This window comes from Vibrio sp. SCSIO 43132 (genome assembly GCF_019904195.1).
Lineage (GTDB): Bacteria > Pseudomonadota > Gammaproteobacteria > Enterobacterales > Vibrionaceae > Vibrio > Vibrio nigripulchritudo.
Genome location: NZ_CP063199.1, coordinates 3,982,337 through 3,996,947 on the forward strand (window position 1 = coordinate 3,982,337; position 14,611 = coordinate 3,996,947).

Genomic DNA, 14,611 nt, shown 5'->3' on the forward strand with positions numbered 1-14,611 from the left:
ACCGGATGAAAAATCGAAACCCGTAACTGAATTGATTAAAAAAAAACAAAAAAGCCAGCCTCTTATAGGGCTGGCTTGAGAAAACATGGTCAGTTACTAATTACTGATGAAATCATATTCGCTTCTAAAAAGTTCAACAGTAGTAAACTTTCCGGGTCCATTGATACCCCAGTGAAATTGAAACTCAAGATTTGTCTGTTGACCATTGGTTGAAGGGGCTACCAGATCAAAGGATAGGCTCTGTCCTCTAGTCAGGGTAACCAGTTTAGTCTCTTCCAGTCCTACAAAATACGGCTTGATGATCTCATTGGCGTCTTTGGCATAGATATCTTGAATACTGACATCGGCTCCAACGGCAGTCAGAGTATAGCGACCTAATACATGAAGTGCGTCTTGGCTACCACGCTTATCCACAGTAAAGGCTTTTTTGTATGGCATGTTTTCTGGTTGTGAGTTCGGGTGCTCATAGATACGAAGTTGTGGATCTGAAGGAGTGAGCGCAATCGTTGTTCCGGTATACGGAGGATCGCTGTTTAATTGCCCATCGTTGACCATTAATGAATATTGGTAGGTGCCAGCCACGTCGGCGACAAAATGGGGTTTAGATGCGTTAGGATCATTAAAAACAGCCTGACTGCTATCTGGTTTAGACAATAGCGTCCATTGATACGATAAAGGCTCACCATTTCCGTCGCTACTGACTGAACCGTCTATTTGGACCTGATGTCCTACGAAGGTGTAGTAGGGGCGCTCAAAGTAAGCCAATGGAGCAACGTTCTCATAGAAAAAATAGAAAGTTGATGTAGAAGAAATTACTTCCAACCCATCGGAGACGGTGACTTTTACTGTGTAATTACCTTCTATGTCCGCATTTAACTGAGAACGACTACCGTAGTCGATCAATGTTGGATTGCTATCTTCAGGTTTTTCTGTGACTTCCCATGAAAAAAATAACTCATCGTTATCGATATCATTGGCACCACTATCGATGTGAGCGGGGAATCTTAAATTTGTACGCTGTCCCGGGGTGAGGCTTAGTGTTGGGGCTGAATTTTCATTTTGAGAAACCGCCACAACCTTAACTTGGTTTTTACGGCTATCAATCTGTCCATCGTTGACCACAAGATCGATCAAGTAATTGCCAGCTTGATCGGCAGTGAAAGCGGGTCTGGTTGAGTTAGGTGTATTTAAAAGAGCAGTGCTGTTTTCAGGTTTCTCTACCAGTGACCATTGAAAAGAAAGTGCGTCGTTGTCTCTGTCGACGCTTTTTGTTCCATCCAATGTGACTAAATCACCTACCTTTACTTGTTGGTTAATTCCTGCAATGGCTACTGGTGTACGATTGGTATTCGTGCTGTCAACAGATTTTGTCTCTCCACCGTTGCAGCCAGTCACCAAAATAGCCAAAGTAGAGACAAAGCTCAGGTAGATGTTTTTCATTCTTTTTATTCCATCATTGAACGAGAAAGAAAGGTGCGGATTCCGCACCTTCTGGTTATCAATTTGTGGTTAACATGTATCCAGTCGATACCAGAACTTCCGGGTCCAGACTGAATGTTACGTTAAATGAAACCATGTGCATTACACCATTGGTCGGTTTAGCTTTGAAATGTACGTCAATGTAATCGCCCGCGTGAATAGTTTGGAATTTTTTAACTCCTTCAATTAACGGGGTTGATGATGGAGACAAAACATTAAACGCATTAACATCAATGAGTTTAAAGTCGGCACCAGTGGCTTCAAATCGATATGAAGCGATATCAACGTATTCTGGAGTTGCTCCATTCAAATCGATGTTTTTCAGCTCTTCTAGTTTGAATGGCATATTTAGCTCATTTCCATCTTTATCGAATAGCTTGATCTGGCTGGTACCAGACTCTGTAGCAGACACTCGCACAAAGTCTTTTGAACTGCTTTCCTGACCATCGTTAACTGTCAGCGAGAATGTATACTCACCGACGACATCGGGGATAAACGTTGGCTTTGCAGCTGTGTTTTCACTTAAACCTGCACTACTGCCGCTCGGTTTAGATACTACTGCCCACTGATATTCCAGCGTGTCCGACGCATTAGCGTCAAAACTTTGTGAGGCATCCAGTATCGCTTCGCCACCTATTTCAAAGGTTGCGGAGTTGGAAAGGTTAACTGGCGCCGAGGTGTTTTCTGCTGGCGTAGTAAAAGCAAACGCATTGGCAACTGGTGCAACATTTCCATTTACGACTTTCACGTCGATGGTTTTAGTGACAGTCTCAGTACCGTCAGATACTTCCACCTGAACCTGATAATCACCGTTGATATTACCTGTAAATGACGCTTTTTCTGTTGTTTCATTTGTGAGGACAGGGGTAGCATCGGTCGGCTGTTTTGTGACTGTCCAGGCGTAGGTTAGCTGGTCTTTAGCGTCGGCGTCTTTAGCATTTGCACTCAGCTCAATTGCGGAATCTGCGACAGCATTAATACTTGGTACTGGGTGTACGTTAGGTGCGGCATTGTCTGCGTCTGCAGATACTTCAAATGTAACTGATGAAGCTTTACTGGTTTTTGAACCATTGCTGACAGTGAGTTCGACAACATAGGTGCCTGCAACGTCAGGGTCAAAAGTTGGAGAGATAGAATCGGATTTGCTGAGTGTTGCGCTGCTGCCAGTAGGCTTGGATGTGATAACCCAGTTGTAGGTCAGAGCGCTGCCTTCCAAATCATAACTGCTTGAACCATCAAGGCGAATTCTGGAGTTTACTTTCGCATTTTCACCTTGATTAGTGGCTGCAAACAATGTTGGCTTAGGCTCAATAGTTGGTGTTGTCACGTCGTCTGATGAACTTGATCCTCCACCACAAGCAATCAAAGCGGGAATAGAGAGTGACAGTAGTGTCCATTTTATTGTGGAATTCATTTTATCGTCCTGAGTAAATCTTGGCGTAAGCGTTATATAGGTACTTACTGACAAGTTGAAATAAAGGTTTCAACCCTTACACCGAGCCACTTGGCGAAAACCGTAATTTTTTTCTTTCGAAAATAGAGAAAAGTGAATCAATACGACGTTGATCAGAATTTGCCTCTTAGTTTGAGACTGATCGTACGGCCCGGTGCTGGCATCCCCGAGACCGAGCCCGGTTCCAGATAATACAGATCGAGCAGGTTAGTTCCGACGAGCTCTGCATCCAGCCCTTTCGATATTTCATACTTCATGTATGCATCAAAAGTGAGGGTCTTGTTGCGGTTGATGACTTCATTTTCATGGCTACCAGATTGGTAGTTGCTACGCACTCCCGCCTCAAGCGTCTGGTTGAGGAACCTGGAACCCAATAAGAGACTGGCAGAGTATTCTGGTGCGGCATGAGCAGACAGATAGCTGACCTGCGAGAATCCCCCCCTTGCACAAGAATTGGTTTTGGGTGTTTGTTTTTCTGTAATTGCAACCACAAATTCCTGAGCGGCGGAGTTATTGTCACATACCTCATTTCGAAAATTGTAAGCAGCAGACAATTCTCCAAAGTAGAATTCATTGTCATACGCGGCTTGTAGTTCAATACCGCTGGTGCGCTGATATTCAAGATTTGAAAACGCCATATCTCGACGATCTCTGTCCATGACATCATTTATCTGCTGATCAAAGTACGCGATCTTAGTATTGGCGTTATCAAAGTACTGGATATAACCGATCTCGAACAGACGAGCTTGTTCTGGCTTGAGTGGCGCCGAAGCTGTCGGAGTTGCTGAGAAGCCACTGGTGCTTTCAAACAGACTGGGAAAGCGAAGTGTTTCTGCATATCGAGCATAAGCTCGTTTGTCATCGCTGATAAGCCAGGTCGCAGTAAGTGAAGGCATCCACCCACTGCCACTGTTTTTATAGTTCTCATTGTAGGCTGGCACATCTGCTAAGCGAGAGAGTTTGCAACTGCCGTGAACATAATTAGGCTTATTCATTGCTTGTGCGCAAATGTTGTCAGACAGATTCAGCTTATTATTATCGTCTATTGCCCAGTTTTGCGAATGCTCAACTATGTAAGAGGTATCACTTCGTGCCGCCGAGACGGCTTCATTGATTTTTTGAGTGAGAATGGCATCAAACTGTGCAAGTTGCTGCTGCGCCTCATTGAGGCGTGCTTGATACTCTGAAGCTTTATTTGGAAACAAATTAATTAGGTTCTGTAATCGAATAATTTCACGATTTATCCCTTCACGAGTAAAGCTCGTACGAACTTCATGCTCTGCATTTGCTACTCTCTGAGCTATTTCTTCAGGTTCATAGAGTTCTTTGGTTTGATAGGTCAGGCGGTAGCCTTGCGTTTTGTATTCTCTTAGTGATTCTTTGTCTCCCGCGTTAACTCTGTTTTTGATGTAATGATCTTCCGCTTTGTATTTCCCATATCGTAACCCCGCATTAAATATCCAAGAATCAGAGGCTCTCCATTCCAACTTAGCGGCTCCTGTGTATTCTTCTCGCTCACCAGAACGAACCGCGCCACCGTAGAAATCAATTAGATACTGCAGATCTTCCTTGGGAACCAGTTTGTGATCTTGGTAGTTTCCCGAAAGAGTCAAATCCCAGTTGTCGGCCAATAACATTTTGTTCTTGAAATTAAATCCAATACGACGTTCTTTATTGAACACTGTGGCAGTATTGATGATGATGTCGGGGTTATTGGGCTGAAAGTGAGCGAAGTTGGGGAAGCCGTAACCTGTATTGGTTTGTGAATCTGACATCGTTGTCCACAAGTTGGTGCTCAGGTCTATATACGGGTTTTCAGGATTGGTTCTGTATTTCAGGCTGTACGCTTGAATTTTGACTTTCGCCAGAGGCCACTGTGGCATTCCGTCTTTTGTTCTAAAGTCAGATCGGCTGGCCAGAATCTCACCGTGAATGCTCTCTGTGTAGCGAGCATTGAATTGAATCTTCTGAAAATCAGAAAATTTATAGGTTGTCTTGATGAGGTAAGACTGCATTTCTGATGAAGTATTCGAGACTTCGTGTCCGGGAAGATGGTTAAGTGCGACGTGTTCAGGCTGAAGAAATGGGACACGTCCTAAATTGGTTCCGGGTTCATCCCCATTGTATGGTTGTTGATAGAAGTCAGCTTTTTGAGTGCCAGAGTAATAGTTACCTCGCTTTCGGTAAGCGTATGCTCCAAGCCATTCAAAGTTATCTGAAATGCCTGACATGGCTAATCGAAATGCGATGTCTTCCCCTGTGAGTGGATTGTCGTTCTTGTTGTCGCGGGTTTGAAAGCGGACTTCTGGATCTTGGTATAACGGTACGCCACCCAGCTCATTGTAGATAGGAACATCTTGCCAATGTTTTCCTGTATGTAATCGAGCTTTGTTAGGTGCTACAGAGTTACTGCTACTTTCCACCACAAACTCCATGCCGAACGTTTCACCTTCCTCTATGATGTCTTGCGGTGAAAGCGTGGTCACTTCCACAGCGCCGCCTACAGATGTATTTACGTCAGAGTTAATTTGAGCACCTTTGTGTACCTTCATGCCTCCAATTAAGTTTGGGTCAATATAATTACGGTTTGACGCACCGCGGTAACCGCTGTAAGCCGATATGCCCTGCTCTGTGCCGTCAATCACAACCGGAACTCGTCCTGGTCCCTGAACACCCCGAATGTTGGCGTCGATACTGCTGCCGCCATTACGAGCTTCACCGCTGAAGGTATTTGCCATTCCGGTGAATAAATCTGCACCGCTGGCGCCTTTGAAGCGTTCAATTTCTTCTTTGCTGATGTAGGCGGTGGATGTGTCAGCGTCATAAATATCTAATTCGCCTGTTTCATCTCGGGCGATCTCATCATCGAAATGAGTACGTACCTGAATGGCGTCCAGCGTCATAGCACTGTTGAGGGGAGTCAGAATATAGCTGCCGTCTTCCTGCGGCTCAGCAATCAATCCTGTATTCTCCAGTATAAGCATCAAAGCTTCTGCTGCATCAAACTGTCCTTCAATTCCGGGGCTGTAGATATCTTGAGACAGCGAGGCATTCAGTGTGAACTCAATGTCTGCTTCGATGGCAAGTTGGCTGAGAACTTGATCCAATCGCCCCGCTGGAATGTCAAAATTCTGGGTCGAAGGCCAGGCTAATGCTGGAAATAGCAGGGCTGAAAGCCCGAGTTTTATTCTAATTGATAAGGCTTGACGTGAAAGCCTGGGCAGGAGTAACACCTTGCTATCCTTTTCTTTGAATTGCTCACTAACCTCTACACCGAGTGAGAATTCAAAATCCGTAATGGTTATTGGCTCTAAATGACCGAACTGGATCTCAGTTATCGTCTTTGGCTTTAATGCTGACCCAAAGAGGGGTTCGGTAATGAACTTCGATAGGAAGAACCTGGCTGATATTGTGCAGAGTTTTATCTGTGTCTTTGGTGGAGAAAACCCCCGTCAATTTTAAATGGCTGAGGGACGGATCAACGTTGACAACACCACGGCGATAGCGGGCAAGATCGTTGATAAATTCTGGCAGCGGAGTCGCCTGAGCGAGGATTTTCTGATTTAGCCACAGGGCATTGCTGGTGGCATTGGCGTGTTTGCTTTCAGTGTATTCTGCACTGAACGCTACGTTTTCACCTGCCAGAAGGTGCGTTGATTCAAAGCTCTGCTTTGGATACACCGCCACTTCACCCTCGTATACACTGACTTTGGTTTTGTTGTCTTGCTGCTGGACAGTAAAGCGTGTCCCGATTGGTACTACATTACCCTGACCTGTTGTGACCATAAATGGGGTTAGGTGATGAGCGCTGGTGATCATTATTTCACCCTGAACCAGATGTAGCATACGTTCTGACTGGTTGAAATCCACATAAACACGCGTCGCCGTGTTCATGATCATTTCTGTGCCATCAGACAAGGTGAGAGAGCGGATTTCACCGGTTGCTGTTGCGTATTCAGCTCCTGAAGGAGTGTCTGAGCGACCAGCCATCATCAGGCCCAAAGTACCAAATGAGATGCCTGCCCAGATCAGTGCCTGACGACGTGTGATGCCGCGACGATCTCGGTTGAGGACTTTACCTGATAACCCTGGATTAGGGACTGCGGCGAATTTCTTTTGCAGAGTTTCGAGTTGTTGCCAGGCAAATTCGTTGTCAGGATGGGCACTGCGCCAGGTGTTGAATGCTTTTTTATCCTGCTCAGTGACGTCGTCCGCCCATAGCCTTGCCATCCATAATGATGCCTGTTCTATGGATTCTCGAGAAATACGTTCGATACTCATGTTACGCCTCAAGCATGGCTAACATACAGCCCTGAAGCGCCTTTGCTACGTATTTTTCAACAGAGGAAACAGACACTCCCAGTTCCTCGGCAATCTGCTTGTAGCTCTTTCCTTCCAGCTGTCTCATTAACAACGCCTGACGCGCTTTGTGAGGAAGTTTGTGCAGTAGGGTGTCTATTTCAACTAATGCTTCTACTACTAAGGCATGAGATTCCGGAGAAGCCGTCACTTCTTCTGGTTCATTTTCCAGTAATTCCAGGTAGGCAGTTTCGATGCGTCGACGACGATAGAGGTCGATCACCAGCCCTTTGGCAATGGTGGTCAGGTAGCGACGAGAGTCCTTTTGCTCGGGAAGTGTGCCTTTGGTAAGGAGGCGTAGATAGGTATCCTGAACTAAATCGGCAGTGACTTCCGGGCAGCCCAGACGACGCTGCACATATACCGAGAGCCAGCTGCGGTGCTCTTGATACATATTATCAATGCGTTGCATGTTAGCTGGGTCTAATGCCACCATCGCCTGTTACTCCTTTCGCCTAGATTTGCGCTTAATATAAATGATAATGGTTATCATTTATATTAATAGTAGGCAACGAAATATATCAGAATCTGGCTGTAGATCTATAGCTAATCGTAATGGAAAAAGGATTAATTGATGTAAATGAGAGATGCGGCAGTGTAATTGATTCCATAATCTGTTGAAAATCAGACTTAAGGACTTTTAGCAACATATCGCTTCATTATACGGTATTTTGGCAGGTATTTACCCTCATTTCAGATTGATTGAAATGAGGGTAGTTGAATATAAAAAGGCTATTTTCCGATGCAGAAAGAGGAGAAAATGCGCCCCAGTAAGTCATCTGAGCTGAACTCACCAGTAATTTCATTGAGATGCTGTTGGGTAATACGCAGCTCTTCAGCAAGGATTTCGCCAGCCATGTAACCTTCCAACTGTTGTTGACCAATATTGAGGTGTTCGGCTGCGCGTTCCAGTGCATCCAGGTGACGGCGGCGTGCCATAAAGCCGCCTTCCTGATTCCCCGAGAAACCCATGATCTCTTTTAAGTGATTACGCAGGGCATCAATACCTTCACCGGTTTTCGCTGAAAGGCGGATCAGTGTTGGCGTGTTCACATGACAGATACCCAGATCTTCTCCTGTTTGATCCGCTTTGTTGCGGATCACCGTCATACCGATGTTACTTGGTAAGCGATCAACAAAGTCTGGCCAGATATCACGAGGATCCGTTGCTTCGGTTGTTGTGCCATCCACCATAAACAAGACGCGGTCGGCTTGCTCAATCTCTTCCCACGCACGTTCAATACCAATTTTTTCTACTTCATCTGAAGCATCACGCAAACCAGCTGTATCTATGATGTGCAGAGGCATGCCATCGATATGAATGTGTTCACGAAGTACATCACGGGTGGTGCCCGCAATGTCTGTCACAATGGCGCTTTCTTTGCCTGACAGGGCATTCAGCAGGCTGGATTTCCCCGCATTAGGGCGACCGGCAATCACTACTTTCATGCCTTCGCGCATGATCGCACCCTGGTTGGCTTCCTGACGCACTGCAGCCAGGTTATCAATGATGGTTTGCAAATCGGCAGCGACTTTGCCGTCTGCCAGAAAGTCGATTTCTTCTTCGGGAAAATCGATCGCGGCTTCGACATAGATTCTTAGGTGAATCAATGATTCCACCAGCGTGTTGATACGCTTAGAGAACTGACCTTGGAGAGACTGAAGGGCAGACTTCGCCGCTTCTTCGGAGCTGGCATCAATTAAGTCGGCAATGGCTTCGGCCTGCGTTAAGTCCATTTTGTCGTTCAAAAACGCGCGCTCAGAGAATTCACCTGGGCGAGCAGGGCGTACACCTGAAATGGTAAGGATTCGCTTAATCAGCATGTCCATCACCACCGGGCCACCATGCCCTTGCAGCTCCAGTACGTCTTCACCCGTAAATGAATGTGGGTTAGGGAAGTAGAGTGCGATTCCCTGATCCAGCTCCAGACCATTTTGGTCCGTAAATGGCAGGTACTCAGCGTAGCGCGGTTTTAGCGACTTACCCGTCACCTCTTCTGCGACTTTCGAAGCCAGAGGACCGGAAACTCGAATAATACCTACTCCGCCTCGTCCGGGGGCGGTAGCTTGAGCGACGATGGTATCGGTTGTCATGACGAATCCTGAAAAGGGCTAAGCCCCATTTACTGAGTGAAAACTTTGTGCGCAATTGTAATAACAGAAATTAAAAAAGGCGACCAAAAGGTCGCCTTTCTTTCATTTCGATTGCTTACTTAGAGTGTAAGCCTTTCTTTTCCAAAGCGCGGTAAATCAGAGATTGTTGAATCACAGTCACTACGTTGGAAACTAGCCAGTACAGAACCAGACCAGATGGGAACCACAGGAAGAAGAAAGTGAACATGATAGGCATCAGGTTCATGATTTTCTGCTGCATTGGGTCCGTGATGGTAGATGGGCTCATCTTCTGGATCATGAACATACTTGCACCCATCAGTACTGGCAGGATGTAGTATGGGTCCTGTGCTGACAGGTCAGTGATCCAACCAAAGAATGGAGAGTGACGAAGCTCAACCGATTCCATTAGCGCCCAGTAAAGTGCGATGAAGATAGGCATCTGAAGAAGGATAGGTAGACAGCCGCCCAGCGGGTTTACTTTCTCTTTCTTGTACAGTTCCATCATCTCCTGGCTCATGCGCTGGCGGTCGTCGCCAATACGCTCACGCATTGCTTGCAGTTTTGGCTGCAACATACGCATTTTAGCCATTGAGGTGTACTGTGCTTTCGTCAGTGGGTACATCGCACCACGAACTATGAACGTCAGAACCATGATCGCCAGACCCCAGTTCACAACCACGCCCTGAATAGCAGACAGCAGCCAGTGAAGTGGCTTCGCGATAAACCATAGCCAGCCGTAGTCCACTACCAAATCTAGGTGTGGTGCAACTGCTGCCATGTCGTCTTGCAGCTTAGGACCAACCCAAAGTGTTGATTCAACTGAGCCTGTCGCGCCGTTTGCAATCGTGATGTCAGGAATACGAACACCGATATCGCCTTTGTTGCCGATCACGCGAGTATACAGGCGAGTACCAGGCTGTTGCTCTGGGATCCAAGCCGCTGCGAAGTAGTGCTGGATCATCGCTGCCCAACCTTGACCTGTTGTCAGCTCAATGGCTAGGCTGCGGTCTTGCATGTCTTCGAAGCTGTATTTCTTGTAGTTCACGTCTTGCGTTGAGTAAGCACCACCACGGTAAGTCGGCATGGTAATGCTGCCACCATCGTCCATTAGGTCTTGACGAAGATGCGCATACATCGCGAATGTCGCGTTGGTACCCGAGTTGTTCACGACGTCGTATTTCACTTTAACGTCGTAATGACCGCGCTTAAGCACAAATGTTTTCACGTACTGCAAGCCGTTTGCTTCAAACGTCATTGGAATGCTTAATTCATCTTCACCATCGGCCAGCTCAAAGCTGTCTGATGCCACTTGGTAAACAGGGCGGCTGGAACTGCTTAGGTCGACACCCTGAGGACCAACAAGACCACTTTGCGCGATGAAAGTGTGTCCCTGAGAGTTTTTCAACAGCTCAAATGGGTCTGCTGAATCAAATTCTTTCGCGTACTGATTGAGATCAGCTTCAATCACGTCACCACCGAACGTGTCGATAGACAGAGTCAGAACGTCTGTTTTAACTGTCACGATTTGCGCTGAAGGCGTAGCAGATTGAGGAACCGGATCTGCTAGTGGGTCTGCAAAGTCAGGGGCAGGAAGCGTACCGTTAGTTTGTACCTGCTCAGCACTTTGTTGAGGCGCTGGATTCTTTTCAACTTGCCACTGTTGGTACAGCAGGAAAGAAACCAGTGCCAAAGCGAGCAGAAGGATATTACGTTGAGAATCCATCGTTATTTATCTCTGTCTTGTTTTTGGTGTGGTGGAACGGGGTCATATCCCCCATCGCTCAAAGGATGGCATTTTAATAGACGTTTGCCTGATAACCAACACCCTTTTACAAAACCGTGAGCTTTCAACGCTTCAATCGCGTATTGAGAGCAGGTTGGCGTAAAACGACACCGTGGTCCGATTAACGGACTAATTACCCATTGGTAGATTTTTATCAGACCAATGGCTAACCACGAGAGGGGCGAGAAAGGCGATGCCATAACTTGTCGAGTAGTTTAAACATTTCTTCATTGCTTAAATCTTGGGCGCTTTTCTTCGCAATCACGACAAAATCTTTGTTGGGAAGCTGATGCTGTGACAGGCGGAAACTTTCTCTAGCCAGACGTTTGAAACGGTTACGACCGACGGCAGTTTTAATCTGCTTTTTAGGGACAGCTAAGCCTAAGCGAGGATGTGAAAGAGAGTTCTTTCGGGCAATGATGGTGAAATGTGGTGAGCCAGCTCGGTGAGCTTGCTGGAAGACATGTTGATAATGCTCGGGAGTTAACAAGCGTAACTCCCGATGAAACGCGTACTTGCTCAAAATAACCGAGTATTATTTTGAAAGGCGCGCACGGCCTTTAGCACGACGTGCATTAATTACTTTACGACCGTTCTTAGTCGCCATGCGAGCACGGAAACCGTGAGTACGCTTACGCTTCAGAACTGAAGGTTGAAAAGTGCGTTTAGACATTTGTATTACCTTTACTGATCAGTAGTTTTTAGGTTTATGTTAAACCCGGCGTGGGACTTAACTTTCCTCAAGTTTCTTAATTAAGTGACCTGAGCAAAATCCGACGCCTCTCAACAAAGAGGCGGAATTGTAATCACTGGCTCTATAAGAGTCAATGATTGGTCTAACGAAAATTCCGGTCGACGAATTATACGGATTGTCAGTTAAATCTCAAGGATCCTTAATCGATCCCTACCTGGCTGAGAAACTTTTGTAGTCTTGGATCCTGTGGATTACCAAAGATATCCTGTGGAGAACCTTGTTCTACAATATTGCCGTCTGCCATGAAGATCACGCGGTCCGCGACTTCTTTGGCAAATTGCATTTCATGTGTCACCACCAGCATCGTCTGTTTTTGCGCTGCCAGCGACTTCATTAAGTTCAGTACTTCGCCCACCCATTCAGGATCCAGTGCAGACGTTGGCTCATCGAACAATAGAAGTTCAGGCTGAAGTGCCATCGCACGTCCAATGCCCACACGCTGTTGTTGTCCACCAGAAAGCGCGGCAGGGTAGCTGTCCCCTTTGTCACCCAGCCCTATGTCATCCAGAATCGACTGAGCGCGTTCCAGCGCCTGTTCTTTCTTCCAGCCGCGAACGGTAATCAAACCTTCTGCAATGTTCTGGCGTGCGGTCATGTGTGCAAATAGAGCGTAGTTCTGGAATACAAACCCTGTTTTGCGCCGCAGCGCCAATACTTCCGCTTTGGTGTGCTTCTCGCTATCGACGGTGATGTCGTCAATGCTGATGGTGCCTTTGTTGGCTTCTTCCAGGAAGTTCACACAGCGCAATAGTGTGGATTTACCCGTACCGCTCGATCCAATGATAACGATAATCTCACCTTGCTGGATGTCGATATCGATGCCTTTCAGAACCTCAGTATCACCAAAGTACTTATGAATGTTATTCAGTTTGATCATCGTGCGTACGCCTTATTGAGCTTGAACTCCGCCCAAATCTGAACTCGGGTAAGAATCACCACCACACCCCAGTAAATCAGAGCAACGGCTAAGAATGCTTCGAAGAAACGGAAGCTGGATGACGCTTCCATTTGCGCTTTCGCCATGATTTCTGCCACGCCCAGAGTAAATGCCAGGGACGTCGACTTAATCATGTCGATGAAATAGTTCATCAATGAAGGCAGTGCCACACGGGTTGCCTGCGGCAGAATAATACGGCGCATCGCCTGAGTGGTCGTCATACCCACAGACAGGCTGGCTTCCATCTGGCTGCGATCAATACCAATAATGGCGGCACGGATACTCTCTGCCATGTAAGCAGCAAAGTGTAAAGTTAAACCGATAACAGCGGCACTGAAGGCGTCGATGCCCACCAAAAACGGGAATACCTGAGGTAAACCGTAATAAAGCAGGAACAGTTGCACCAGTAGCGGCGTGCCACGGAAAAAGCTGATGTAAAGCTGGCTAAGCTGATCCAGCACAGGCACGCGAAATACGCGAATATTGGCCAGAATTACTGCCAGAATCAGGGAGAATAGCAGCCCCCAAGTGGCCATAGACATGGTGGTACCGAGATACTTCAACAGTATCGGCATCAGTTCCATCATGTAATTAAAGTCAAAACCCATACGATTACCTGTACTTCAAAAATTCGGGTATTGCAGAGACGAGAAAAGGTGGAATCGATGTCCACCTTTATCCTTGGTTTGAAAATCCTGATTATTTAGTGATGTCGTCGCCGAACCACTTCACAGAGATTTCTTTTAGTGTGCCATCTTCACGCATGGATTTCAGTGCAGCATTCACTTCTGCCTGAAGCTTACGACCAGCTTCGTTATCAACGAACGGCCATGCGTTTTGAATGGTTTCAAATGGCTGACCTGCCAGCTCTAGCGGAAGACCCGTTTTCTTGATCAACTCAAGTGCAGAAAGACGGTCCATGATGAAGGCGTCCGCACGACCCAGTGCCACATCGTGCTCGATGCCAGTGTCGTAAGTCTTGATGTTGATTTTGTTGTCTTTGTCGTAGTCGCGCAGCAATTGCTCAAAGTTCGAACCCAGGTTCACGGCAACTGTTTTGCCTGCCAGGTCTGCAACACCTTTGATGTCTTTGTTGCCTTTACGAACAGTGATTTGCGCGCCGTCTACTACATATGGGTCTGCAAACAGGTATTTTGCTTTACGTGCGTCTGTCATGGTGATTTGGTTAGAGATGGTGTCGATGCGACCAGTCTCAAGCAAACCAAACAAACCAGAAAAGTTAGCAGTTACGTATTCTACTTTGTAGTCGTTACGCTTGCCGATTTCATCCCATAGATCCACTTCAAAACCCTGAAGTACGTCTTTTTCAACAAACGTGAATGGGAAGTAACGTCCAGACATTCCGACTTTAACTTCAGTCGCGGCTTGAACGGTCTGTGCGAAAGAGGCGGTTAGGGCTAATGCAGCAAGTGTGGACTTAATCCAGTATTTCATTCGATTTCTCCTCATTATTATGGAGGGGAATATTACTGTTAGTTCTGTTACTAGTGAAAATAACAAGTTGTTATTACACATAACCAAGTTTCTTAAAATAAACGACCTGTTAACATTTGATCTTGGGGATAAACCGCTATTGATCGCCATTTTGTGGGTGATCATGTGGGTAATATTGGGGAAAAGTGTGCGGATCACTCGAATTAGGGACAAAAAATTGTGAATAACTTAGATCTTATTCACTGGATCTGCGATGATTTACTAGCGATCTGATCA

At 46.3% G+C, this 14,611-nt stretch carries 13 protein-coding genes; all 13 read right to left on the reverse strand.

Annotated elements, in window-relative coordinates:
- Nucleotides 1-96: 96 nt before the first annotated feature.
- On the reverse strand, nucleotides 97-1,440 hold the full coding sequence (locus tag INR79_RS18080; protein WP_223095432.1) for a PKD domain-containing protein: 1,344 nt from the start codon (nucleotides 1,438-1,440) through the stop codon (nucleotides 97-99).
- Nucleotides 1,441-1,498: 58 nt separating this feature from the next.
- Nucleotides 1,499-2,893: a PKD domain-containing protein gene (locus INR79_RS18085; protein ID WP_223095434.1), complete on the reverse strand. Its 1,395-nt coding sequence runs from the start codon at nucleotides 2,891-2,893 to the stop codon at nucleotides 1,499-1,501.
- A gap of 152 nt (nucleotides 2,894-3,045) precedes the next feature.
- The gene (locus INR79_RS18090; protein WP_262415361.1) at nucleotides 3,046-6,039 is read right to left on the reverse strand and encodes a TonB-dependent receptor; all 2,994 of its coding nucleotides are present in this window, start codon (nucleotides 6,037-6,039) and stop codon (nucleotides 3,046-3,048) included.
- Nucleotides 6,040-6,262: 223 nt separating this feature from the next.
- Nucleotides 6,263-7,213, reverse strand: coding sequence for a FecR domain-containing protein (locus INR79_RS18095; protein WP_262415362.1), 951 nt, complete (start codon nucleotides 7,211-7,213; stop codon nucleotides 6,263-6,265).
- Between the two features lies 1 nt (nucleotide 7,214).
- The gene (locus tag INR79_RS18100) at nucleotides 7,215-7,727 is read right to left on the reverse strand and encodes a sigma-70 family RNA polymerase sigma factor (RefSeq protein ID WP_004400215.1); all 513 of its coding nucleotides are present in this window, start codon (nucleotides 7,725-7,727) and stop codon (nucleotides 7,215-7,217) included.
- Nucleotides 7,728-8,023: 296 nt separating this feature from the next.
- Nucleotides 8,024-9,385 (reverse strand): tRNA uridine-5-carboxymethylaminomethyl(34) synthesis GTPase MnmE, encoded by a 1,362-nt coding sequence (gene mnmE, locus INR79_RS18105; RefSeq protein WP_223095439.1) that lies wholly within the window; start codon nucleotides 9,383-9,385, stop codon nucleotides 8,024-8,026.
- 115 nt (nucleotides 9,386-9,500) lie between these two features.
- Entirely contained in the window at nucleotides 9,501-11,129 is a 1,629-nt protein-coding gene (gene yidC, locus INR79_RS18110; protein WP_004400213.1) for a membrane protein insertase YidC, read from the reverse strand.
- A 2-nt stretch (nucleotides 11,130-11,131) separates the two neighbouring features.
- Entirely contained in the window at nucleotides 11,132-11,389 is a 258-nt protein-coding gene (gene yidD, locus INR79_RS18115; protein ID WP_004400212.1) for a membrane protein insertion efficiency factor YidD, read from the reverse strand.
- Complete coding sequence (rnpA, locus tag INR79_RS18120; protein WP_022591081.1) at nucleotides 11,356-11,679, reverse strand: ribonuclease P protein component; 324 nt, start codon at nucleotides 11,677-11,679, stop codon at nucleotides 11,356-11,358. The genes yidD and rnpA overlap by 34 nt, the downstream gene beginning before the upstream one ends.
- 45 nt (nucleotides 11,680-11,724) lie before the next feature.
- On the reverse strand, nucleotides 11,725-11,862 hold the full coding sequence (rpmH, locus tag INR79_RS18125) for a 50S ribosomal protein L34 (protein WP_004400210.1): 138 nt from the start codon (nucleotides 11,860-11,862) through the stop codon (nucleotides 11,725-11,727).
- Nucleotides 11,863-12,082: 220 nt separating this feature from the next.
- Entirely contained in the window at nucleotides 12,083-12,820 is a 738-nt protein-coding gene (locus tag INR79_RS18130; RefSeq protein ID WP_004400208.1) for an amino acid ABC transporter ATP-binding protein, read from the reverse strand.
- On the reverse strand, nucleotides 12,817-13,488 hold the full coding sequence (locus INR79_RS18135; protein WP_004400207.1) for an amino acid ABC transporter permease: 672 nt from the start codon (nucleotides 13,486-13,488) through the stop codon (nucleotides 12,817-12,819). Before INR79_RS18135 ends, INR79_RS18130 begins: the two co-directional genes overlap by 4 nt.
- 91 nt (nucleotides 13,489-13,579) lie before the next feature.
- The gene (locus INR79_RS18140) at nucleotides 13,580-14,335 is read right to left on the reverse strand and encodes an amino acid ABC transporter substrate-binding protein (RefSeq protein ID WP_223095442.1); all 756 of its coding nucleotides are present in this window, start codon (nucleotides 14,333-14,335) and stop codon (nucleotides 13,580-13,582) included.
- Between the last annotated feature and the right edge of the window lie 276 nt (nucleotides 14,336-14,611).

Coding starts and splice junctions, on each gene's coding strand:
- INR79_RS18100 (WP_004400215.1), bottom strand. CDS start 7,727: ATGGTGGCATTAGACCCAGCTAACATGCAACGCATTGATAATATGTAT.
- INR79_RS18140 (WP_223095442.1), bottom strand. CDS start 14,335: ATGAAATACTGGATTAAGTCCACACTTGCTGCATTAGCCCTAACCGCC.
- INR79_RS18080 (WP_223095432.1), bottom strand. CDS start 1,440: ATGAAAAACATCTACCTGAGCTTTGTCTCTACTTTGGCTATTTTGGTG.
- INR79_RS18085 (WP_223095434.1), bottom strand. CDS start 2,893: ATGAATTCCACAATAAAATGGACACTACTGTCACTCTCTATTCCCGCT.
- yidD (WP_004400212.1), bottom strand. CDS start 11,389: ATGGCATCGCCTTTCTCGCCCCTCTCGTGGTTAGCCATTGGTCTGATA.
- rpmH (WP_004400210.1), bottom strand. CDS start 11,862: ATGTCTAAACGCACTTTTCAACCTTCAGTTCTGAAGCGTAAGCGTACT.
- INR79_RS18130 (WP_004400208.1), bottom strand. CDS start 12,820: ATGATCAAACTGAATAACATTCATAAGTACTTTGGTGATACTGAGGTT.
- yidC (WP_004400213.1), bottom strand. CDS start 11,129: ATGGATTCTCAACGTAATATCCTTCTGCTCGCTTTGGCACTGGTTTCT.
- INR79_RS18095 (WP_262415362.1), bottom strand. CDS start 7,213: ATGAGTATCGAACGTATTTCTCGAGAATCCATAGAACAGGCATCATTA.
- mnmE (WP_223095439.1), bottom strand. CDS start 9,385: ATGACAACCGATACCATCGTCGCTCAAGCTACCGCCCCCGGACGAGGC.
- INR79_RS18135 (WP_004400207.1), bottom strand. CDS start 13,488: ATGGGTTTTGACTTTAATTACATGATGGAACTGATGCCGATACTGTTG.